General features: G+C 73.9%; 21 protein-coding genes. 9 read left to right on the forward strand and 12 right to left on the reverse strand.

All coding sequences use genetic code 11. The features are described 5' to 3' along the window. Window positions 1-98: 98 nt before the first annotated feature. On the forward strand, window positions 99-1,643 hold the full coding sequence (locus KSE_RS13750; protein WP_081539399.1) for a S8 family serine peptidase: 1,545 nt from the start codon (window positions 99-101) through the stop codon (window positions 1,641-1,643). A 270-nt stretch (window positions 1,644-1,913) separates the two neighbouring features. Beyond that, a complete protein-coding gene (locus tag KSE_RS13755) occupies window positions 1,914-2,693 on the forward strand; it encodes an HAD-IIA family hydrolase (protein WP_014135918.1) in 780 nt (259 codons plus the stop codon). A 65-nt stretch (window positions 2,694-2,758) separates the two neighbouring features. On the opposite strand, the gene KSE_RS13760 is transcribed toward KSE_RS13755, so the two are convergent. Next, entirely contained in the window at window positions 2,759-3,700 is a 942-nt protein-coding gene (locus KSE_RS13760) for a LysR family transcriptional regulator (protein WP_014135919.1), read from the reverse strand. A 160-nt stretch (window positions 3,701-3,860) separates the two neighbouring features. Between KSE_RS13760 and KSE_RS13765 the strand changes: the two genes are divergently transcribed. The 6 genes from KSE_RS13765 to KSE_RS13790 all read left to right on the forward strand — a co-directional run bounded on the left by KSE_RS13765 (window position 3,861) and on the right by KSE_RS13790 (window position 9,228). Further along, the gene (locus KSE_RS13765) at window positions 3,861-4,778 is read left to right on the forward strand and encodes a zinc-binding dehydrogenase (RefSeq protein ID WP_014135920.1); all 918 of its coding nucleotides are present in this window, start codon (window positions 3,861-3,863) and stop codon (window positions 4,776-4,778) included. Between the two features lie 42 nt (window positions 4,779-4,820). Continuing rightward, the gene (locus KSE_RS13770) at window positions 4,821-5,234 is read left to right on the forward strand and encodes a nuclear transport factor 2 family protein (RefSeq protein WP_014135921.1); all 414 of its coding nucleotides are present in this window, start codon (window positions 4,821-4,823) and stop codon (window positions 5,232-5,234) included. Between the two features lie 149 nt (window positions 5,235-5,383). Continuing rightward, complete coding sequence (locus tag KSE_RS13775) at window positions 5,384-6,304, forward strand: lytic polysaccharide monooxygenase auxiliary activity family 9 protein (RefSeq protein ID WP_014135922.1); 921 nt, start codon at window positions 5,384-5,386, stop codon at window positions 6,302-6,304. 113 nt (window positions 6,305-6,417) lie between these two features. After that, complete coding sequence (locus KSE_RS13780) at window positions 6,418-7,491, forward strand: Gfo/Idh/MocA family protein (protein ID WP_014135923.1); 1,074 nt, start codon at window positions 6,418-6,420, stop codon at window positions 7,489-7,491. Between the two features lie 423 nt (window positions 7,492-7,914). Beyond that, a complete protein-coding gene (locus KSE_RS13785) occupies window positions 7,915-8,214 on the forward strand; it encodes a DUF6412 domain-containing protein (protein WP_014135924.1) in 300 nt (99 codons plus the stop codon). Window positions 8,215-8,451: 237 nt separating this feature from the next. Beyond that, a complete protein-coding gene (locus KSE_RS13790) occupies window positions 8,452-9,228 on the forward strand; it encodes a YidC/Oxa1 family membrane protein insertase (RefSeq protein ID WP_014135925.1) in 777 nt (258 codons plus the stop codon). Here KSE_RS13790 and KSE_RS13795 read toward each other — a convergent pair. The 10 genes from KSE_RS13795 to KSE_RS13840 all read right to left on the reverse strand — a co-directional run bounded on the left by KSE_RS13795 (window position 9,201) and on the right by KSE_RS13840 (window position 19,188). Next, window positions 9,201-10,199 (reverse strand): adenosine deaminase, encoded by a 999-nt coding sequence (locus KSE_RS13795; protein WP_014135926.1) that lies wholly within the window; start codon window positions 10,197-10,199, stop codon window positions 9,201-9,203. The two genes, KSE_RS13790 and KSE_RS13795, sit on opposite strands and share 28 nt — an antisense overlap. 279 nt (window positions 10,200-10,478) lie before the next feature. Continuing rightward, window positions 10,479-11,291 carry a hypothetical protein gene (locus tag KSE_RS13800; protein ID WP_014135927.1) on the reverse strand — a complete coding sequence of 271 codons (813 nt, stop codon included), beginning with the start codon at window positions 11,289-11,291 and terminating at the stop codon, window positions 10,479-10,481. A gap of 168 nt (window positions 11,292-11,459) precedes the next feature. Continuing rightward, complete coding sequence (locus tag KSE_RS13805) at window positions 11,460-12,740, reverse strand: DUF445 domain-containing protein (RefSeq protein WP_014135928.1); 1,281 nt, start codon at window positions 12,738-12,740, stop codon at window positions 11,460-11,462. 125 nt (window positions 12,741-12,865) lie between these two features. After that, entirely contained in the window at window positions 12,866-14,140 is a 1,275-nt protein-coding gene (locus KSE_RS13810) for a nucleotide sugar dehydrogenase (RefSeq protein ID WP_014135929.1), read from the reverse strand. 92 nt (window positions 14,141-14,232) lie between these two features. Beyond that, complete coding sequence (locus KSE_RS13815) at window positions 14,233-15,450, reverse strand: glycosyltransferase family 2 protein (protein ID WP_014135930.1); 1,218 nt, start codon at window positions 15,448-15,450, stop codon at window positions 14,233-14,235. 76 nt (window positions 15,451-15,526) lie between these two features. Then, a complete protein-coding gene (locus KSE_RS13820; RefSeq protein ID WP_014135931.1) occupies window positions 15,527-16,495 on the reverse strand; it encodes an ABC transporter ATP-binding protein in 969 nt (322 codons plus the stop codon). A gap of 15 nt (window positions 16,496-16,510) precedes the next feature. Then, complete coding sequence (locus tag KSE_RS13825; RefSeq protein WP_014135932.1) at window positions 16,511-17,377, reverse strand: ABC transporter permease; 867 nt, start codon at window positions 17,375-17,377, stop codon at window positions 16,511-16,513. Further along, complete coding sequence (locus KSE_RS13830; RefSeq protein WP_014135933.1) at window positions 17,370-18,176, reverse strand: ABC transporter permease; 807 nt, start codon at window positions 18,174-18,176, stop codon at window positions 17,370-17,372. Before KSE_RS13830 ends, KSE_RS13825 begins: the two co-directional genes overlap by 8 nt. Before the next feature lie 186 nt (window positions 18,177-18,362). Next, window positions 18,363-18,665, reverse strand: a complete 303-nt coding sequence (locus tag KSE_RS13835; protein ID WP_081539853.1) for a GroES family chaperonin — start codon at window positions 18,663-18,665, stop codon at window positions 18,363-18,365. Window positions 18,666-18,846: 181 nt separating this feature from the next. After that, a complete protein-coding gene (locus KSE_RS13840) occupies window positions 18,847-19,188 on the reverse strand; it encodes a DUF3618 domain-containing protein (RefSeq protein WP_014135935.1) in 342 nt (113 codons plus the stop codon). A 153-nt stretch (window positions 19,189-19,341) separates the two neighbouring features. On the opposite strand from KSE_RS13840, the gene bcp reads away from it, so the two are divergent. Next, on the forward strand, window positions 19,342-19,815 hold the full coding sequence (gene bcp, locus KSE_RS13845) for a thioredoxin-dependent thiol peroxidase (protein WP_014135936.1): 474 nt from the start codon (window positions 19,342-19,344) through the stop codon (window positions 19,813-19,815). Between the two features lie 83 nt (window positions 19,816-19,898). On the opposite strand, the gene KSE_RS13850 is transcribed toward bcp, so the two are convergent. Further along, the gene (locus KSE_RS13850) at window positions 19,899-22,292 is read right to left on the reverse strand and encodes a chitinase C-terminal domain-containing protein (protein ID WP_106437929.1); all 2,394 of its coding nucleotides are present in this window, start codon (window positions 22,290-22,292) and stop codon (window positions 19,899-19,901) included. Window positions 22,293-22,465 lie beyond the last annotated feature (173 nt).

Below are 22,465 nucleotides of genomic sequence, written 5' to 3' on the forward strand. Positions count from 1 at the left end.
GGACGGCCCGGTCGCGGGGGCCACGCGCTCCCGCGACCGGGCCGAACCGCGCACCGGGAAGGCCTCGGTGGCTGTGGCTCAGGACGAAGGAGAGTGTGATGCGACGAACGGGCGGGGCAGGACGGGGGCGGCGGTTCGCCGCGGCGGCGGCGGTCGGTGCCGTCCTGTGGGGGTGGTCGGCGGGTCCCGCGTCGGCCGTGGACTCGATCCGCGCGCAGCAGTGGCACCTGGACGCCATGCACGCCGACGAGATGTGGAAGACCAGCACGGGCAAGGGCGTCGTCATCGGGCTGGTCGACAGCGGCGTCCAGGAGGGCGTCCAGGACCTGTCCGGACAGATCCTGCCGGGCGTCGATCTCAGCGGCCTGCCCGGCGGGGTCGGCTCCGACCCGGTCGGCCACGGGACGCACATGGCGGCCGACATGGTCGGCACCGGAAAGAACTTGAACGGGCAGGGAGGGTACGGCCTCGCACCTGGCGCGAAGGTACTGCCGATCAAGGTCGACACCGGTGGTACGGACGCCCCGACCACCGCTTCCCAGCATGCCGGTCAGCTCGCCCAAGGAATCATCTACGCCGCCGACCACGGCATCAAGATCATCAATGTCTCCCAGGGCTACTACGGAGGCACGCTGACGCCCGCGGACCTGGACAAGCTCAAGGCCGCCGCGGCCCACGCGGCCTCCAAGGGCGCGCTGGTGTTCGCCTCGGCCGGCAACGACGGCGCCAAGGGCAACCCGATCAACTACCCCGCCGCCCTCCCCGGCTTCGTCTCCGTGGCGGGCGTCGACCGCGACGGCAAGGCCTGGTCCGACTCCGAGCACAACTCCGAGGTGGACCTCGCCGCCCCCGCCGTGGAGATCTACGGCGCGTGCACCAGCGGCTCCGGCTACTGCAAGGGCGACGGCACCTCCGACTCCGCCGCGCTGGCGTCCGCCTCGGCCGCGCTGATCTGGTCGGTGCACCCCGAGTGGACGGCCAACCAGGTCCTGCGGGTGATGATCAACACCGCGTCCAACCCGTCGCAGCGCAGCGACTTCCTCGGCTACGGCGTGATCCGTCCCCGGATCGCGCTGACCAACCCGGGCGACCCGGGCCCGGCGGACGTCAGTCCGCTGCCGGCGGCGGGCGGCAGTTCGGCGCCGTCCACGGCGGGGCGTTCGGAGAGCCAGCCGCCCAACCAGGACCCGACCGGTCAGGCCAGTGCGCCCGCCGACGCGCCGGTGAGCGCCGCGCCGAGCGGGGGCTCGCCCGCGAAGTCGGCGGCGCCGGTGGCGGAGTCGAAGGACTCCTCGGGTTCGGGCAGCACGCCGCTGATCATCGGCGGTGCCGTGGTGGGCGTGCTGGTGCTGGTGCTCGTGGTGGTGCTGATCGTCCGCCGGAACCGTCCGTCCGGTCCGGGCCCGGTCCCGCCGGGTGCGGTCCCGCCGCCGGGCGCGGCCCCGTACGGCGCCCCGCAGCAGCAGCCGTACCCGGCGCCCGGCCAGGGCCAGGTGCCCCCGCCTCCAGCCCCGGCCCCGGCCCCCGGCTACGGGCAGCAGCAGCCGGCCGCCGGGCCGTACGGGCAGCCGCCGCAGCCGCCCGCGGCGCCGGGCGGGTACGGGCAGCAGCCGCCGGCGGGTGGGAACCCGTACGCGCGCTGAGAGCGGTTCGGCCCGGCGGCGGGCGGCGCGGGGTGTCCCGGGGCCGCCCGCCGCCGGCGTTCGGCGGCGGCGGTGCGCGGGCGCGGGGGGCGGTGCGCGGCTGGGGTGCGCGGGCGCGGGGTGCGGGCGCGGACTGCCCTGTGGTGGTGCAGGCGAGGCGACTAGGCTGATCGGCGTTGGGGCAGCCTGTGGCGCCCGACCGGCCAGTGGTGTCCGGTCGGAGCGATCACGAAGATCGTTCGACCTGTGCAAGACCAAGGAGACACCCACGTGGCAGACCGCAAGCCCATCGAGACCTGGCTGACCGACATGGACGGAGTCCTCATCCACGAGGGCGTGCCGATCCCCGGGGCCGATGCCTTCATCCAGCGGCTGCGTGAGTCCGGGAAGCCCTTCCTGGTGCTCACCAACAACTCGATCTACACCCAGCGCGACCTGCACGCCCGCCTCGCCCGGATGGGCCTGGACGTGCCCGCCGAGCACATCTGGACGTCCGCGCTGGCCACCGCCAAGTTCCTGGACGACCAGCGTCCGGGCGGCACCGCGTACGTGATCGGCGAGGCCGGTCTGACCACCGCGATGCACGACGTCGGCTACGTGCTGACCGACACCGCCCCGGACTTCGTCGTGCTGGGCGAGACCCGGACGTACTCGTTCGAGGCGATGACCAAGGCCGTCCGCCTGATCAACGACGGTGCCCGGTTCATCGCGACCAACCCGGACGAGACCGGCCCGTCCGCCGAGGGCGCGCTGCCCGCGACCGGTGCGGTGGCCGCGCTGATCACCAAGGCGACCGGCGTGGAGCCGTACTTCGTCGGCAAGCCGAACCCGCTGATGATGCGGGCCGGCCTGAACGCGATCGGCGCGCACTCCGAGCACAGCGCGATGATCGGCGACCGGATGGACACCGACATCGTCTCCGGCATGGAGGCCGGCATGTCGACCTTCCTGGTCCTCACCGGGCTGACCCAGGCTTCCGAGGTCGAGCGCTTCCCGTACCGGCCGACCCAGGTGGTCGACTCGATCGCCGACCTGGTCGAGCTGATCTGACACCGCTCCCCCCGCGGGGCCCCGGCGCACGCCGCGCCGGGGCCCCGCGGCGTTCCCGGAACGGATCAGGCCAGCTCGTCGGCGTCCGCGCCGGGCAGCCAGTCGCGGCCGGGGCGGTACTCCAGCCAGCGGCGGTCGCGGCCGCGTTCGGCGAAGGCACGCAGCAGGGCGGGGACGGCGGGGTGCGGGCGTTCGCGGTGCCAGACCAGCGACCAGGCGTACAGCGGGACGGGGTCGGCCAGCGGGCGGACGACCAGGCCGGGCGGGACGGCGAGCGGGAGTTCGGCGGGCAGCAGGGTGCAGCCGTCGGGCAGCGCCCGGACCCGGTCGAGCAGGTGGGCCAGGCCCAGGTTGGCGTCGCCGGGCAGCAGCGGGACGCCGAAGCGCTCGCCGAACCGGGCCAGGAAGTCCAGCCGGGCCGGGGCGGCGGGCAGTACCAGCCGGAGCGCGGCCAGGTCGGCGGGGCGCAGCCGGTCGGCGCGGGCCAGCGGGTGGGCGGCGGGCAGCACCGCGTCGACGGGTTCCAGCCGGACCAGGCGGTGGGCCAACTCCCGTCCCGAGCCGGGCTGGTGGCGGCCGAAGCCGGCCGCGCTCTCGCCCCGGGAGAGGGCGGCGGCGACCGCGTCCAGGTCTCGGGCGGCGCCGACCTCGACGGTCAACCCGCTTATCCCGGAGAGGACTTCGCGCACGGTGCGGAGCGGCTCGAACAGGTGCCCCCAGACGTCCAGCCGGGCGGGCGCGGCCTGCTGCCGGACGGCGGCGACGGCGGCCCGTCCGGCGGCCAGCGCGGCCCGGGCGGGGGCGAGCAGCCGCTGTCCGGCATCGGTGAGCCGCACGTAGGCGGGGCCGCGGTCGAGCAGTCGGACGCCCAACTCCCCTTCCAGGGCGGCGATCCGCTTGGAGGCGGCCTGCTGGCTGATCGCCAACTGCTCGGCGGCGCGCCCGAAGTGGCGCTGTTCGGCGACCGCGACAAAGGCGCGCAGCTGCCGGAGGTCCGGGTCGTCCATCGGCCCATCATCGCCGACAACCGCCGGTTGTCGTAGGGCCGTTCCGGTTGTTGGACCGGCCGTGGCCCCGGGACGTTGACTGGGGTCATCGCCGAACGGACCGAAGGACAAGAGGCCCGCACCGAAGGCGAGTTGAGCCCCGATGAGAGGAAGTCCCGCGATGAAGGCCCTTGTTCCGGCGGAGGCGGACGGCACGGTCGAGTTCGCCGAGGTCCCGGAGCCCGAGCCCGGCCCGGCCGAGGTGCTGGTGAAGGTGGACGCGTTCTCGGTGAACCGGGGCGAGACCTTCCTGCTGGAGGATCCGCCGCCGGGCTGGCGGCCGGGCAAGGACATCGCCGGGCTGGTCGTGCAGGCCGCCGCGGACGGCAGCGGCCCGGCCGTCGGACAGCGGGTGGTGGCCCACCCGCCGGGCGCCGGCTGGGCGGAGTACGCGGCGGTGCGGACGGACGCGCTGGCGGTGCTGCCGGAGCGGCTGGACGCACCGACGGCCGCCGCGCTGCCGCTGGCCGGCCTCACCGCGCTGCGACTGCTGCGCGCGGCGGGCCCGGTCGCCGGGCGGCGGCTGCTGCTGACCGGCGCCTCCGGCGGGGTCGGCCACTACCTGGCGGAGCTGGCCGCGGCCGCCGGGGCGCAGCTGACCGCCGTCACCGCGAACGCCGAACGCGGTCTGCGGCTAAGGGAGTTGGGCGCCGCCGAGGTGGTGCACTCGGTGGCCGCGGCGAACGGCCCGTACGACCTGGTGCTGGAGTCGACCGGCGGCACCGAGCTGCCCCGGGCGCTGGCGCTGCTCGCCCCGCGCGGCCGGCTGCTCTGGTTCGGACAAGCATCCCGCGAGCCGGTCCGGCTGGACTTCTTCGCCCTGCTGAACGGCCCGGTCTCGGCGACCGTCCAGCACTTCAGCTACGCGGACGTCGACCACCCGGACGGCCCGGACCTGCGCACCCTGGTCCGGCTGACCGCCGAGGGCCGGCTGCACCCCGAACTCGGCCTGCTCGACGACTGGCGGAACACCGCCGGGGCGATCGCCGCCCTGCGCGGCCGGCGCGTGCGCGGCAACACCGTCCTGACCCTCGACTGATCCCACACCCCTACCCCGCCCCGCTGCCAAAGGAGATCCATCATGAGCACCGACCCGCGCACCGTCGTCGTCGACTACGTGAACGCGGTGGCCCGCGGCGACGCGGACGCCATCCGGGACGCCTTCGCCGAGGACGCCGTCTGGACCTACCCGGGCGACCTTCCGCTGAGCGGCGAGTGGCGCGGCCGGAAGGCCATCCTGGAGGAGTTCCTCGGTTCGATCGGCGGCCTGATCGCCCCGGGCACGGCCGTCGAGGTCGCCGTGATCGGCGAGCCGATCGTCCAGGGCGACCGGGTGGTCGCCGAGTGGAGCTCGCGCTGCACCACGGTGCACGGCCGGCTCTACGAGAACCGCAACCTGGGGATCTTCACCGTCCGGGACGGCCTGATCGTCGCCGTCCAGGAGTACACCGACACCCAGCGCGCGGCCACCACCCTGTTCGCGAACGGCGGGTGACCGCCCGGCCCCGGACCGTCAGCCGCGGTCCGGGGCACCTCAACGTCGCCTTAAGCCGCTCGTAACTACCCTGACGTACCGTCAACTTTCCTGCTCGTGCTGGCTAGCGTCCCGAGAAACACCCTCTCCGCACGACGCAAGGGAGCCCGATGGCCTCCGCCCGCCGCACCGCCGTCCGCCGCACCGCCACCACCGTCCGCCGGGCCGTCACCGTCCGCCGCGCCACCGCCGCCGCCCGCACCGCCGTCCCGCTGCTGGCGGCCGCCGTCCTGCTCGGCGCCCCGGCCGCCGGGCCCGCGGCGGCGCACGGTTCGCTGCAGGACCCGCTCAGCCGCGTCCAGCGCTGCTACCTGGAGGGGCCCGAGCACCCGAAGTCGGCGGCGTGCGCGGCGGCGATCGCGGCGGGCGGCACCCAGGGCGCGTACGACTGGGAGGGGGTGCGGATCGGCGACGCGAACGGGCGGCACCGCGAGCTGATCCCGGACGGGAAGCTGTGCAGCGCCAACGACCCCGAGTTCGCCGGCTTCGACCTGCCGCGCGCCGACTGGCCCGCCACCCCGCTCACCCCCGGCACCCCGTACACCTTCCGTTTCCAGGCCACCGCCACCCACCGCGGCACCTTCCGGCTGTACCTCACCAAGCCCGGCTACGACCCGACCCGCCCGCTGCGCTGGTCCGACCTGTCGGACACCCCGTTCCTCACCGCCACCGACCCGCAGCCCGCCGACGGCCAGTACGCCCTGCCCGGCACCGTCCCGGCCGGCCCGAGCGGACGGCGACTGCTGTACGCGATCTGGCAGCGCTCGGACAGCCCGGAGGCGTTCTACTCCTGTTCGGACGTCCTGCTCGGCCCCGCCAGCGCCGCCGCCACCGCCCCCTCCTCGCCCGCCACTCCCCCCTCCCCCTCGTCCACCGCCCCCGTCCCGTCCCCCTCCCACCGGGAGCTGGCCCAGACCGGTGGCGGCGGCGCGGCCGTCAACGGCGTTCTGCTGTCGCTGGGTTCGGTGCTGCTGCTGACCGGTGCGGGGGTCGCCGTCCTGTTCCGCCGCCGCCCCCGGCACGGGCGCTGACCCCGTCCCCGGCGCCCTTGCCACTCCCCGTTCCCGCCGTCGGCCCTGGCGTCGGCCCCGCCGTCCGGGTGGCCTCCGCCGCTCCGGGGGGCCGGGATGGTTGAGTTGAGGGCATGAGCAGCACGCCCTCCGCCCCGTTCCGCGTCGGCCTGATCGGCTACGGCCTGGCAGGTTCCGCCTTCCACGCCCCGCTGATCGCCACCACCCCCGGCCTGCAGTTGGACGCGGTGGTCACCGCCAACCCCGACCGCCGCGCCCAACTGCACCGCGACCACCCGGGCGCCCGCGCCCTCGACACTCCCGAGCAACTATTCGAGGACGCCGACCGGTTCGACCTGGTGGTGATCGCCTCCCCCAACCGCACCCACGTCCCGCTCGCCCGCACCGCCCTGCTCGCCGGCCTGGCCACCGTGGTCGACAAGCCGCTCGCCGCGACCAGCGCCGAGGCCCGCGACCTGTGCGAGTTCGCCGAGAAGTCCGGCCTGCTGCTGTCGGTGTTCCAGAACCGCCGCTGGGACGGCGACTTCCTGACCGCCCGGCGCCTGATCGAGGAGGGCCGGCTCGGCCGGGTCCACCGCTTCGAGTCCCGCTTCGAGCGCTTCCGCCCGAAGCCCAAGCCGGGCTGGCGCGAACTCGCCGACCCCGCCGAGGTCGGCGGCACCCTGTACGACCTTGGCAGCCACCTGGTCGACCAGGCGCTCACCCTGTTCGGCCCGGTCGAGACGGTGTACGCGGAGGTCGACGTGCGCCGGGACGGCGCGGTGGTCGACGACGACGCCTTCCTCGCCCTCACCCACACCGGCGGCGTCCGCTCCCACCTGTGGACCAGCGCCCTCGCCCCGCTCGCCGGCCCCCGTCTGCGGGTGCTCGGCGCCAGTGCCGGGTACGTCAAGTTCGGCATGGACCCGCAGGAGGCCGCCCTGCGCGCCGGCCACCGCCCCGGCGGCTCGGACAAACACTGGGGCGACGACGACCCCGCCGCGTACGGCCTGCTCGGCACGGACGGCGACGCCGACCCCGTCCCCACCGACCCCGGTGCTTACCCCGCGTTCTACGCGGGCATCGCCACCTCCCTCGCCGACCACACCCCGCCGCCCGTCGACCCGCGCGACGCCGTCGCCACCCTCGCCGTCCTGGAGGCCGCCCGAGCCTCCGCCGCGACGGCCTCCGTGGTCCGCCTGCCCTGAGCTGTCGGCCCACCAGGGAGGCCGGGCGGCTCACGGCTTCCCGGCCCCGCCGATGACGCGGCATCAATGACTCAGCATGCGTGACGCGACATTCATGCCACGGCATCGATGTCGCGTCACGCATGTCGCGACATACGTGTCGCAGCACGCATGTCACGGCACGCATGTCGCAGCACGCATGTCGCGACACGGATGACGCGACATCGATGACATGACACGCATGTCGCGACATCAATGACGAACCACCAACGCCTCCCGAACCCCTTCCAGCCCAGCCCCACCCAACTCGGCCGGAACTCCGAAGCCCCACCCGAACGTTGACACGGCATCGATGACGCGACATCCATCACGCGACATCGATGACACGACACCGAACCCCGCTCACCCCCCGCCCAACCCCGCCCCGCCCGAGGAGGACGCCCCGTGCTCGCCACGCCGCTGCTCCTCGCGCTGCTGCGGGTCCTCACCGGCGACCTGCTCACCGGTGTCGCCCCCGGCACCGGCCCGGGCGCGCTGACCGCGGCCGCGCTGCTGCTGCTCGCCGCCACCGTCGCCGTCAGCCTCACCTCGGCCCGCCTCCCGGGGGCCCGTACCCCGGCGGCCGTCCACGCGGCCGCGCTTCGCCGGCGTGCCTACCGGACCGCGTACCTCTCGCCACGGGATCCGGACGCCCCGGGCCGGGCCCGTCCTCGGGCGCCGGGCCGCTGCCCGGCGGCCGCCTGAGGGGCCCCACTCCTTCGCTCGTCCCGCGTCGCTGGGCCGCCGGCCGTCGGCCGTTGAGCCGTTGGCCGTTGGCCGTTGGCCGTTGAGCCGCAGCGTCGCCGTCGTCCGACCCCCGCCATGCCCGCGCACGTCCACGTCGACGTCCGCGCGAGCAGCGGCAGTTCGGCGCCGCCCCTCCCGTGTCCGCCCTCCGTGCACCGTCGTCTGTCCGTCCGTCGACTTCCGGAGAGCCAACGCATGTCCGTCCTGAGCGTTCTCGACCCTGCCGTCCGTCTCGCGCACGCCGCCGTCGCGGCGCTGGCGGGCGTCGTTCCCACTGCGGTGGCGATCGTCCTGTTCACCCTGGCGGTCCGGGCCGCCCTGCATCCGTTGGCGCGGTCGGCGGCGCGGTCCGCGCGGGCCCGGGCCCGGCTGGTGCCGGAGGTCGCGCGGTTGCGCGAGCGGCACGGGAAGGATCCGGGGCGGCTGAACCGGGAGGTGTTGGCGCTGCACCGGGCAGCGGGTGTCGGCCCGTTCGCGGGGCTGCTTCCGGCGCTGTTGCAGGCGCCGTTCTTCTCGGTGATGTACCGCCTGTTCACCACCGACCCGGGCGGCCTGCTCGACGCGACGCTGGCGGGCGTCCCGCTCGGTGTCCGTCCCGCCGCCGCGCACGCTCCGGCCCAGTTCGCGGTGTTCGCCGTGCTGGAGGCGGCGTTGCTGGTCCTGGCCTGGTGGGGTGCCCGCCGCGCGGCGGGGGCTGCGGCGGGGGCGGTGGACGGCGGGTCACCCGCCGGTCCGCTGCGCTGGCTGTCGTTCGGCACGCCGCTGTTCGCCCTGCTGCTGCCCCTCGCGGGCGGCCTCTACCTGCTGGCCTCGACCGCCTGGACGGCGGCCGAGCGCTGGTACCTGCACCGCCCGACCAGCGGCGAGGCCCCCGCAGGCCCCGACGGCCCTGAGAGCCCCCGCAAGCCACGCAAGCCCAGGAAGCCCAGGAAGCCCGCCGCTGCTCAGGCGACCGGGCGGCCCGCCAGGTAGGCGTCGATCTCGCCGGTCAGCCGGCGCTTGCCCGCCGCGTCCAGGAAGGAGGCTTCGACGGCGTTGCGGGCGAGCGCGGCGATGCCGGACTCGTCCAGGCCGAGCAGCTTCGCGGCGACCGCGTACTCGGTGTTCAGGTCGGTGCCGAACATCGGCGGGTCGTCGCTGTTGACGGTGACCAGCAGTCCGGCGTCGACCATCTGCCGGATCGGGTGCTCCTCGATCCGTTCGACGACCCGGGTCGCCAGGTTGGAGGTCGGGCAGACCTCCAGCGGGATCCGGTGCTCGCCGAGGTAGTCGACCAGCGCCGGGTCCTTGACGGACTGGGTGCCGTGTCCGATCCGTTCGGCACCGAGTTCGCGGATCGCGTCCCAGACCGTCTCGGGGCCGGTCGACTCGCCGGCGTGCGGCACGCTGTGCAGACCGGCGGCCCGGGCCCGGTCGAAGTACGGCTTGAACTGGGGGCGCGGCACGCCGATCTCGGGGCCGCCGAGGCCGAACGAGACCAGGCCGTCCGGCGCCAGGTCGAGGGCGAGGCGGGCGGTCTCCTCGGCGGAGGCGAGTCCGGCCTCGCCGGGGATGTCGAAGCACCAGCGCAGCACGATGCCGAGGTCCTTCTCGGCGGACAGCCGGGCGTCCTCGATCGCCTCCATGAAGGCGACGTCGGGGATGCCCCGGCTGACCGACGAGTACGGGGTGACGGTGAGCTCGGCGTACCGGATGTTCTGCCGGGCCATGTCCTGCGCGACGCCGTACGTGAGGGCGCGGACGTCCTCGGCGTCCCGGATCAGGTCGACGACGCTCAGGTACACCTCGATGAAGTGCGCGAAGTCGGTGAAGGTGAAGTACTCGGCGAGCGCCTGCGGGTCGGCCGGGACCTTGGTGCGGCCGGCGTGCCGGGCGGCCAGTTCGGCGACCACCCGCGGCGAGGCCGAGCCCACGTGGTGGACGTGCAGCTCCGCCTTGGGCATCCCGGCGATGAACGCCTCGATCCCCCGGACTCCCCCGGTTCCCCGGACTCCATCGGCTCCCTGGACTCCATCGGCCACGGCACGCTCCCGTCTACTCTCACCCGGCTCCGGACGGCTGCTCCCGCCTCCGGACAGACCTCGCATGCTAACCCGCGACCGTCCGCCGGGCCGTCACCGCTCGGCCGCCCGGGCCGGGCACCACCCGGTACCGCTCAGCAGCCCCGGCCGGCACCGCCCGTCACCGCTCACCGCCCAGGCCCGTCACCACTCAGCAGTCCGTCACCACTTGGCGGCGATCTGCTTGATCGCCTGCTGCGCCAGGCGGCGGAACTCGAAGTCGTCGGTCGACGGGTCGCTGTCCACGTTGGCCATCACCACGATCGAGCCCTTGCGGGCGTAGATCACGCCGTAGGGGCGGTCGCCGGTGCGGCCGCCGTCGGTGGTCGCGTAGTCGCCGAAGCCCTCCTCGGCGTACACCTCGTCGGCGCCGGCGACCTGCGGGGCGACGACCTCGTGCGAGGTGTTGTACTTGGTCTCGCCGTCCGCGGTGGTGGACTTCTCGCAGCGCTTGGCGTCGGCGGCGATGTTCGTGAGGTACTTGTGGGCGGCGTCCTTGGTGGTGAACTGGACCACCCAGGTGTTGGCCAGCGTGGCGTCGCCGTTGCTGTGGTTGGCGATCACGAAGCGGTTGTCGGCGGCGACCTGGTCGGGGTCGTCGCCGTTGGTGACGTTCACGCAGGAGGCGTTCATCGCCCAGTGCGAGATGTCGGTGCTGTCCTCGCCGTCGGCTTCGAAGCCCTTGCCCCAGTCCGCGGCGCTGAGCACCAGCTTGTTGACCTTCGCCTGGGCGGCCGCGTTGGCGCCCGCCGCGCTGGTGCTGGCGTGGGTGCTGGGCTTGGGCGACTCCTTCGGCTTGGACTTGGCCTTGCCGGTCGGGCTGGCGCCCGCCGAGGCCGGGGCCGAGGCCGCCGGGTGCGAGGAGGTGGCCGCCCCGGCGTCGGTGGTCTCGTCGTCGTTGCAGGCCGTGAGCACCAGCGCGGCCGCGCCGAGCGCCGCCACCCGCAGCCCGATGTTCCGTGCACGCACCGCCATGATCGGTCAACTCCCCCGTGGAAAACGGCGCCTGGCCCCCCTGGCCGCGCCGGACGGTCGCTCACCCTACCCAAGCCGCCGGACACCCGCCGGACGGCGGCGAACCACCGCCCGGCGCGGACGGGCCGCCACCCGTCGGGGACGAACCACCACCGACCGGACGGGCCGTCAACCGCCGAGCGCGGTGCTGACGGTGTGGATCAGCAGGCCGGCCAACGCGCCGACCACGGTGCCGTTGATCCGGATGAACTGCAGGTCACGGCCCACATTGGCCTCGATCTTGCGGGAGGCGTCGTCGGCGTCCCAGCCCGCCACGGTGTCCGAGATGAGCGAGGTGATCTGGTGCCGGTAGTTGGTGACCACGTGGTCGACGACCTTCAGCAGCCAGCCGTCAGTTTTTGCCTGGATTTTGCTGTCGGTGGCGAGCTTGCGGCCCAGCGTGCGCAGGCCCTCGGTGAGGCGGCGGCGCAGTTCGCTGTCCTCGTCCTCGGCGGCATTCAGCAGCAGGCCGCGGACGGCGGCCCAGGACGAGGCGATCAGGTCCTGCACCTCGGGGCGGGCCAGCAGTTCGGACTTGGCGCGCTCGACCCGGGCGATGGTGGCGGGGTCGTGCTGGAGTTCGCGGGCGAAGTCGGCGAGGAAGTTGTCGAGGGCGCCGCGCGCGGGGTGCACCGGGTCGTCGCGGACGTCGCCGACGAAGCGCAGCAGTTCCTTGTAGACGCGTTCGCCGACCTGCTGGTCGAGGAACTTCGGGGTCCAGCCGGGGGTCTTGGCGGTGACCCGGGCGACCACCTCGCCGTGGTGCTCGACCAGCCAGTCGTGGGCGCGGGTGACGACCAGGTCGACGACGCCGCGGTGGCCGCCGTCGTCGACGATCTTCCCGAGCAGCCGTCCGGCGGGCTCGGCGACCGAGGTGGCGTTGGCCCGCCGGGTGATCGCCTCGGCGACGACGGTCTGCACGTCCTCGTCGCGGAGCACCTCCAGCAGGCCGCGCAGCGCGGTCGCGGCCTCCCGGGTGACGTGTTCGGCGTTGCCGGGCGCGGACAGCCACTCGCCGAGCAGCCGGGCCACGCCGACCTTGCCGAGCCGGGCCCGGACCACCGGCGCGGAGAGGAAGTTGTCGCCGACGAAGTCGCCGAGCGAGCGCCCGAAGGCGTCCTTCTTGGTCGGGATGATCGCGGTGTGCGGGATCGGCAGGCCGAACGGGCGGCGGAACAGCGCGGTGACGGCGAACCAGTCGGCGAGCGCGCCGACCATGCCGGCCTCGGCGGCGGCGGCCACGTACCCGGCCCAGGCGCCCGCGCCCTCGGCCTTCGCCCAGGTGGCGAGCGCGAACACCAGCGTGGCCAGGCCGAGCAGGCCGGTCGCGACGGTCTTCATCTTCCGCACACCGCGCCGCTTCTCCTCGTCGGCGGCGGTGAAGCTGACTCCGGGGGCAGTCTCGTCCACGCTCACCCCGCCAGACTCGCACAGGAACCCCGCGAAACGACCCCCGCCCCGCGAATCCGCCCGGAGAGCACGGGCCGCGCCCGCCTACCCACCGCCCGCCACCCGCCTACCCGCGGCCCGCCCGCCTACCCGCCGCCGCCGAGGACGATCCGCCGCACGCCCTCCCAGCGCGCCGGGTCGGTGACCCGCCGGCCGTCGAGCAGCACCCGGACGCCGGGGAAGTCGACGGCGCCGAGGTCCCGGTACTCGGGGTGGTCGGCCTGGACGACCAGCGCGGCGGCGGGCTTGCCCTGGTCGGGCGGCAGGCCGAGCGCGGCCAGCTCCTCGGGGGCGTACAGCGGGTCGCTGACGCCGACCTCCGCGCCGGCCGCCCGCAGCGCCTCGACCAGCGGGAACACCCCGGAGTACGCGGTCTCCCTGACCCCGCCGCGGTAGGACGCGCCGAGCACGGTGACGGGCACGCCGGTGAGCGGGCCGTACGCGCCCTCCAGCAGGCCGACCGCGTAGGCGGGGACGAGTTCGTTGGCCTCGCGGGCGGCGCGCACCACGGTGGCGCCGGGGTCGTTCCACAGGTAGAGCCGGGGGTAGACCGGGATGCAGTGGCCGCCGACCGCGATGCCGGGGCGGTGCAGGTGGCTGTAGGGCTGTGAGTTGCAGGCGTCGACGACCTCGGCGAGGTCGACGCCGACCCGGTCCGCGTACCGGGCGAACTGGTTGACCAGCGCGATGTTGACGTCCCGGTAGGTGGTCTCGGCGAGTTTGGCGAACTCGGCGGCCTCCGCGCCGGAGAGTTCCCACACGCCGTTGCCGCGCGGCAGGTCGGGGCGCGGGTCGAAGTCGAGCACGGCCCGGTAGAACTCGGCGCCGCGCCGGGTGGACGCCCCGTCGATGCCGCCGACCAGCTTGGGATAGCGCCGCAGGTCGGCGAAGACCCGCCCGGTGCGGACCCGTTCGGGGCTGAACACCAGCGCGAAGTCCCGTCCGGCGGCCAGCCCGGAGCCGGCCTCCAGCCGCCGGGCGAAGCGGCCGCGGACGGTGCCGACCGGCAGCGTGGTCTCGTAGCTGACCAGGGTGCCGGGGCGCAGTCCGGCGGCGACGGCGTCGGTGGCGGCGTCCAGCAGGGCGAAGTCGGGGTGGCCGGCGGCGTCGGTGACCAGTGGGACGACGATCACCACAGCGTCGGCGCCGGCGGCTGCGGCGGTGGTGTCGGTGGTGGCGCGCAGCCGGCCGGCGGCGACGGTCTCGGCGAGCCGTTCGGCGAGGTGCGCCTCGCGCGGGAAGGGCGGGCGTCCGGTGTTGACGGCGGCGACCGTCTCGGGGGCGATGTCGGCGCCGGTGACCAGGTGGCCCTTGCCGGCGAACTGGACGGCCAGCGGCAGGCCGATCTTGCCGAGGCCCACCACGCAGACGTCCCAGGCCCGTTCGGCGGAAACCGTGCCCTCCGCGCCGCCCGCCCGGCCCTCCGCACCGCTCCCCGTGCCCTCCGCGCCGCTCACCTGGCGCCCCGCAGCGCCGCCGCCAGCCCGTCCCGCCGGGCGGCGCGCAGTCGGCGCTTGAGGGCTCGGCGGGCGCGGCGCAGCGGTGCGGGGACGAGGCGGCGCCAGCCGTCGGGGCGGGGGGCGCGGCCGGTCTCGAAGAGGGCGTCGGGCAGGCCGAGGTGCCGGTCGCGGAACATCGGGTAGTCGGCGTAGAGCCGGGAGCGGCGGCGGACGGCGGGGGGTTCGCCGTGGTCGCGTTCCCAGGCGATCAGGTCGCACAGGGCGTGCAGTTCGCCGCGCCGGGCCAGGGCGAGGCGCAGCCGGGCGGGGACGGGCAGGGTGCGGAACACGGCGGGCGAGCAGTGCCGTTCGGTGAACCGGCCGATCTCCTGGACGATCCGGCGCTGCATGGCGGGCGGTTCGGCGAGGAACGGGGGCTGGAGCAGTTGGGGGACGTCCCAGCTGAAGTAGCGGGCGCGGACGGCGTCCCGGGCGGGTCCGGGGAGGGTGCCGCGGTCGAGGACCTCGTGGGCGGCGGTGAAGCCGCGCAGCCGGTCGATCGGCCCGGCCCGGTGGGTGACGTTGGAGCGGTCCTGCCGGAGCACCAGGTGGTAGTAGTCGTAGTCGGCGAGGACGGAGACCTTGCGGGCGTGCAGCAGCGCGCCGAGGGTGAACGGCTGGTCGGAGTGGATGACCAGGTCCTCGCGGCGGCGCAGTCCGTGGTTGGTGACCAGGTCGCGGCGGAACAGCTTGGTGTCGCCGAGGGCCCAGGCGAGCGCGGAGTCGGTGAAGCCGACCTGTTCGGCGGTGCGGTCGAAGATGCCCTGCGGGACGATCCGGCCGTGTTCGCCGACCTGCTTGGGGATGAGCACGTCGGAGTTCCAGCGGTCGGCGGCGTCGACCATCCGCTCCAGCGCCTCGGGGCCGAGCCAGTCGTCGGCGCCGAGGTACAGCAGGTAGCGGCCGCGGGCGAGTTCGGTGCCCCGGTTGGTGGGCTTGGCGGGTCCGCCGGACGCGGGCTGCCGCACGGTGCGGAACAGCCCGGGGTAGGCGGCGGCGTAGCGGGCGAGCTCCTCGGTGGAGCCGTCGGTGGAGCCGTCGTCGACGGCGACCACTTCCATCCGCCGCCGCTCGATGCTCTGGCCGACCAGCGACTCCAGGCAGTCGGTGAGGTAGGGCATGGTGTCGTGGACGGCGATCACCACGCTGACGTCCGGTCCTTGCTCGGTCACGCGTTGTCAACTCCCGTACCGGCCGACTGGTCACTCTCCTCCCTCGAACGAGTGACGCGGCGGCGGCCGGGGGCGCTCAGCCGGCCGCCACCGGGGTGCTCCCGGCGTAGATCCGGGCGATCACGTCCTCGATGGCGGGCTCCCGGACGGAGAGGTCGACCAGCGGGTAGCGCTCGGCGACGGCGGCGACGATCGGGGCGGCGCTCTGCCGGGCGGGGAAGGCCAGCCACTGGCGCGGGCCCTCGGTGCGGGCGACCCGGACGCCGGGCAGGTCGATCGGGGGGTGCGCCTCGGCGAGGTCGACGACCAGGGTGCGCTCGCTCTCGCCGACCGAGTGCAGCCGCTCCAGCGGCCCGTCCAGGACGAGGCGGCCGTGGTCGATCACCATCACCCGGTCGCAGAGCTGCTCGATGTCGGTGAGGTCGTGGGTGGTGAGCAGCACGGTGGTGCGCCGTTCCCGGTTGGTCTCGCGGAGGAACTCGCGGACCTTGGCCTTGCTGACGGTGTCGAGGCCGATGGTGGGTTCGTCGAGGTAGAGCACGGCGGGGTCGTGCAGCAGTGCGGCGGCCAGGTCGCCGCGCATCCGCTGGCCGAGCGAGAGCTGCCGGACGGGGGTGTCCAGCAGGTCGCCGAGGTCGAGCAGTTCGACGTACCGGTCGAGGTTGGCGCGGTAGCGGGCGTCGGGGACGCGGTAGATCCGGCGGGCGAGTTCGTAGCTGTCGCGCAGCGGCAGGTCCCACCACAGGGTGGTGCGCTGGCCGAAGACCACGCCGATCCGGCGGGCGAGTTCGGCGCGCCGGGCGGCCGGGTCGACGCCGGCCACCCGGAGCCGGCCGCCGGTGGGGACGAGGATGCCGGTGAGCATCTTGACGGTGGTGGACTTGCCGGCGCCGTTGGGTCCGATGTAGCCGACGCACTCGCCCTCGTCGACGCGGAAGGTGAGCCCGTCGACGGCCCGCACCTCGCGCTTCTCGCGGCGCCAGCGGCCGGTCCTGGCGCGGACGGTGAAGGTCCGCCGGACGTCCTCGACCTCGATCATCGCCATCCTGCTGGTCCTTCCTCAGCTTCCGGTGGAGCGGTAGGCGCGCAGCCCGGCCCGCCAGGCGAGTCCGGCGGCCAGCAGGCAGAGCGCGGCGGCCAGCGGCGCGGCGAACCGGAACCCGGCGGGCAGCCCGAGCGGGTCGGGGCGGTCCAGGACGTGCAGCGCGGGCAGCCAGTTGACGAACGCCAGCGGGATGCCGAACACGGTGCCGGCCACGAGTTCCCTGGCGAAGACGGTGGGCGGGTACTGCAGGATGGTCCCGCCGCCGTAGGTGACGGCGTTCTGCATCTCGGCGGCCTCGCCCCACCAGAACTGCACGCAGGAGCAGCCGACGAACAGCGCGCAGAAGATCAGCGTGCCGCAGAGCAGCAGGGCGGGCACCATCAGCACCCGGTCCCAGGTCCAGTGCACGTCCAGCGCGGTGAGCGACCAGGCGAGCACGGCGCCGGCCTGCAGCACCCGGCCGATCCGGCGCAGCGAGAAGCGTTCGGCGGCGAGTTGGGCCAGCGCGGGGGCGGGCCGGATCAGCATGGTGTCCAGGCTGCCGGCCCGGACCCGCTCGCCGAGGCCGCCGACCGATCCGACCAGGACGTTGGCGGCGCCCAGCGCGACCGAGGAGGTGCCGTACAGGAAGGCGGTCTCGGGCAGCGTCCAGCCGGCCAGCCGGTGGGTGTGCGAGAACATCAGCAGCAGCACCGCGAAGTCGAGGAAGGTGACCAGGACGTTGGCGGCCAGGCTGAGCGCGAACGAGGCCCGGTAGGTCAGCATCGAGCGGACCCACATGCCGGAGATCAGCCACCAGCAGCGCGCCGCCCAGCCGGCCCGGGCGAGCAGGCCGGTGCGCTCCGGGGCGAACGGGCCCGGCGGGCCCGGGTGTTCAGCCACCCTGGACCACCACCCGGCGGACGGCGAGCGCCTGGCCGACCCGGCCGAGGGCCAGCAGGGCGGCGGCCCAGGCGAGTTGGAAGGCGTACAGGCCGAGCAGGCCGGTGCCGGTGCGGCGGCGCAGCAGGACGTCGGTGGGCAGTTGGACCATCGCCGAGAAGGGCAGCACCCGGGCGAGTTCGCCGAGCGCGCCGGGGAAGAGCGCGAGCGGCAGCAGCATGCCGGAGAAGAACATCGAGACCACGGTCATGGCGGCCCGCACCCCCTCGGACTCGTGCAGCCAGAAGCCGGTCAGGGTGACCAGGAAGCGCAGGGCGAAGCTGACCAGCACGGCGAACGCGGCGGCGAGCAGGAACTCGGCCCAGACCAGCGGGTCGGCGGGCAGCGCCAGGTCGAACATCAGCGCCCCGGCGAGCATCGGCAGCGCGCCGCGGCTCAGCAGCTGGTACGCGGCCCGGCCGAGGTCGGTGGCCAGCCACCAGCCCTGGAAGTCGACCGGCCGGTAGAGGTCGATCGCGATGTCGCCGCTGCGGAACCGGGCCTGCAGGTCGTCCTGGAAGCCGCCGCCCCAGACCGCGACGGTCACCAGCAGCGCCTGGCTGATCCAGATGTAGGTGACCGCCTGCGCGGCGTCGTAGCCGCCCAGGCCGGGCCTGGCGTGCCAGAGCGCCAGCATGGTGGAGGCGAGGATCGCCCCGAACACGGTGTTGGTGACCAGTCCGGCGAAGGTCGCCGCCCGGTAGGTGGAGTAGCGGCGGAAGGCCCCGCCGGCGACCGCCAAGTAGACCCCGCCCCGCACCCCGTCCCCCTCGCCGGCAGCCGCCTCGGACCGGCCGCGTCCCGACCGGCCGACCACCCTATGCCCGCGCCGGGCCGCCGCGCACCTGGTTTACCGGGGCGCGCGGGCACGAAGGAGGGGCGCCCGCGGGCGCCCCTCCCCCCGGAACCCCGTCCGGGCCCCGGTGCCGGTCCTGCGCCCTGTGCCCTACAGGTACAGCCCGGTCGAGCCCTCCAGGTCGCCGAACCGCCCGGCCGCGACCGCGTGCAGGTCGCGTTCGCGCAGCAGCACGTAGGTGGCGCCGCGGACCTCGACCTCCAGCTTGTCCTCGGGGTCGTAGAGCACCCGGTCGCCGGGTTCCACCGAGCGGACGCTCTGGCCGACGGCGACCGCCTCGGCCCAGGCGCAGCGCCGGGAGAGCTCGGCGGTGGCGGGGATCAGGATGCCGCCGGTGGAGCGCCGCTCGCCCTCGCCGGTCTCGGTCTTCACCAGGACCCGGTCGTGCAGCATCCGGATCGGCAGCTTCTCCCCGAGCCGGTCGTGCCGCCCGTGCCGGTCGTCGTCCGCGGAGGTGCCGGCCGTGTTCTGGGTGTCGTTCTCGCTCACGCCCCGACCGTACCGGACGGGGGTCGCGCGAGGGCCCCGGACCTCCCGGGCGAGGGGGTTCCGGGGCCCGGCGGCGACCGTCCGGTCAGCCCTTGCGCCGCCGCCGCGCGGAGGCGATCAGCAGCACCACGCCGACGCCGACCAGCGCGGCCGGGACCACCCGGTCGAGCCGGGGCCGGCCGTCCTCGTCCACGAACTTCGCCTTGGCCTGCTCGACGGCGCCGCTGGCGGCGACGTACGCCCGGCCGGCCTTCTGCTCGACCGTGGCGCGGACCTTGGCCTTGGTCTGGGCGGCGACGGTGGCCGGGTGGACGCGCATGGCGAGCTCGTCGAGGGTCGCGGCGAGCCGGTCCCTGGTCCCGGCGATGTCCGCTTCGATCTGGGCCGTCGTACGCGGTGCCGACGTGTCCTTGCCGCTCGCTGCCACTGGGGCCACCCCACTCTCTGTTACCGCTAGGTACTTCGCTCTTCCCGGACAGTCTGTCAGCTCGGCGCCGGACGCGCGCAGCGCCACCCACCAACGGGAGTAGGTTGGCCGGGAGCACGACCGTCCGTCCCGTTCCCGAGGAGATCCAGCACTGTGAGCGAGCGCCTGCAGGCGGGCGACACCGCCCCCGCCTTCACCCTGCCCGACGCCGACGGCAAGGAGGTGTCGCTGGCCGACCACCTGGGCCGCAAGGTGATCGTCTACTTCTACCCGGCGGCGCTGACCCCGGGCTGCACCAAGCAGGCCTGCGACTTCACCGACAACCTGGAGGTGTTCGCGGGCGCCGGCTACGACGTGATCGGCATCTCGCCGGACAAGCCGGAGAAGCTCGGGAAGTTCCGCGAGGCCGAGGACCTGAAGGTCACCCTGCTGTCCGACCCGGACCACCGGGTGCTGGAGGCGTACGGCGCGTACGGCGAGAAGGTGAACTACGGCCGCACCTACCAGGGCGTGATCCGCTCGACGGTCGTGGTGGACGAGGAGGGGAAGGTCGAGCGGGCGCTGTACAACGTCCGCGCGACCGGCCACGTCGCCAAGCTGCTGAAGGACCTCAAGGTCGGCCAGTAGCGGCGGCGGGCACGAAGGAGCGGTGGCGGCCGACCCCCCGACCGGGTCGACCGCCACCGCCGTTCATGGACTCGGGATCAGGCTCAGCAGGCCCCGAGGTCCGTCCAGACGCCCCAGGCGCCGCTCAGCGAGGGGTCCTCGCCCGCGGTCCACCACTTGTTCTGGTAGTAGTGGCCCTTCCACGACACCTTGGTGACGGCGGCGTAGGTGGTCCCGGCGCTCCAGCTCGGGGCACCCGAGCAGGTCCCGGCGGTGACCGACGCGGACGCGGACGGCGAGGCCGACTGCGAGGCGGAGGCCGAGGCCGAGGGGGAGGCCGACTGCGAGGCGGAGGCCGAGGCGCTGGCCGAGGCCGACGGCGACGCGGACTGCGAGGCCGAGGCGGAGGCCGAGACCGAGGCGGACGGCGACGGCGAGGAGGTGCTCGCGGTGGTGCCGCGGGTGTAGTCCCCGGTGATGCCGTACAGGGTGCCGGCGACGTTCACGGTCCAGTTGGACGGGGTGGAGACCGGCAGGTAGTAGACGAAGGCGACGTCCACCGAGGCGCCGGGCGCCAGGGTCTGCCAGGTCGGGAGCTTCAGCGAGACCCGGTTGTAGGTGCCCTTCAGGCCGCCCACGTTGCTGCCGGTGTGGTCGGCGCGGATCACCTTGGAGCCGAAGCCGGACTGGTCGGCGGCGTTGCTGGGCGCGGAGACCGAGTAGTCGAACTGGAACTCGGTGCCGCCCGGCAGGGTGGTGGTCGAGTTGTTGACGATGTGGATCTTCGGGTTGATCGGGTAGTTGTTGTCGCCCAGCGCGAAGTCGGTGAAGGACACGTCGATCGGCAGGGTCTGCTGCGGCAGCGCGATGGTGGAGCGGGTCGCGCCGTACGCCGAGGCCGACTTGAACTTGTCGTAGAGCAGCGAGGTCATGGTGTTGCCCTGGACGTACTCGCCCTTGCCGCCGTTGGCGGTGGCGTCCCACTTGTAGTCGCCGGCCAGCTCCCAGATCATCGCGCCGCCGACGCCCTGGTTGACCACGTAGTCGGCCTTGGCGCCGATCGACTGGTCGTCCTCGGTGGAGAGGAAGACCTTCTTGTCGGCGTTCCACAGCCACGGCGCGACCAGGGCCGAGCTGTAGTTGCGGGTGTAGGTGCCCTTGAGCGCGGTGTCGGTCACGCCGTACTTGGACAGGTAGTCCGGGACGACGCCCGCTTCCAGGTTCTTGGCGTGCCACATCGGGTTGGAGCCGGCGGGCGACTCCTTGCCGTTGGTGTCCAGGTCGTGCCAGATGTTGTCGATGCCGACGGCGCCGTCACCACAGGTGGTCAGGCCGGAGCCGGCCGGGCAGTTGGTGGTGGAGGAGGTGCCCCACAGGCCGTTGGTGCCGCCCTGGACGTTCTGGAAGCCGCGGGTGTAGTACGGCACGCCGAGGTTGATCCGGCCGGCCGGCATCGCGCCGCGGAAGTAGTGCACGGCCCAGTCGGTGTTCAGGTAGCCGATGCCGCCGTACTGCGAGGTGCCGTACACGTTGGCGGCCGCCAGCTCGGCGTCCTTGCCGTCGTCGTACAGCGAGGCGTTCGGGCCGACGTACTTGTTCCAGGCGCCGTGCAGGTCGTACGACATGATGTTGACGTAGTCCAGGTACTGGGTGACCTGGAACGTCTCCATGCCGCGCAGCAGGTAGCCCGAGGACGGGGCGGCGACCGACAGCAGGTAGTACTTGCCGTCGGCGGCGGAGGCCCGGTCGAGCTTCTCCCGCATGGTCTTCATCAGCGCGGCGTAGCCCTTCATCAGGGAGGCGCGCTTGGCGTTGCTGAGGGTGTAGTCGAGCGGGTTGCCCGCGTCCTTCATCGAGGTCGGGTACTCGTAGTCGAGGTCGACGCCGTTGAAGCCGTACTTCTTGATGAAGGTGACGGCCGAGTCCGCGAAGGTGTTGATGCCGGCCTGGTTGACCGACCCGTCCGCGTTGACGGTCATCGAGTAGAAGCCGCCCGAGTTGACCCGGCTGCCCGAGTCGTCGAAGTAGCCGCCGGTCTCGGCCCAGCCGCCGACCGAGACCATCGTCTTGACGTTCGGGTACTGCTTCTTGAACTTGCTGAGCAGGTTGAAGTGGCCCTTGTACGAGTACGCCGGGTCCATCTCCGCGCCCGCCACGCCCGGGAAGGTCATCCCGGTGGAGGCGTTGTTCGGGCCGTCGGTGCCCACGGACAGCGTGTTGTCCGAGGCGACGTGCGCGAACGCGTAGTTGAGGTGGGTGACCTTGTCCCAGGGGATGTTGTTCACCAGGTAGGCGGGCGTGCCGTCCTTGCCGGTGCGCCAGCTGGTGAAGTAGCCGATGACGCGGCGCTGGTGGTCGGCGCCCATCTGCTCGCGGCCGCTGGTGTCGTAGACGTTGCAGTACGGGACGTCGACGCCGGGCGTGGTGTACATGCCGTCGGGGCGACACGCCTGGTTGTCGACGGCGGCGGCGGACGGGGCCACGCCGAGCGTGCCCATCAGCAGGCCCGCCAGACCCGCGGCCGCGGTGGCGGCGAACGCCACCTTGCGGCCCTTGTAGTGGCGGCCGGCAGCGGTGGGACGCTGCTCCGCCTTGTTTCGGATCAACACTCGGTCCTCCTGGAGGGAGTGTCGTGCGCCCGGCCGTGGGAAGCCGCGCGCCTGTGGGGGAA

It is taken from the genome of Kitasatospora setae KM-6054 (assembly GCF_000269985.1).
Classification (GTDB): Bacteria; Actinomycetota; Actinomycetes; order Streptomycetales; family Streptomycetaceae; genus Kitasatospora; species Kitasatospora setae.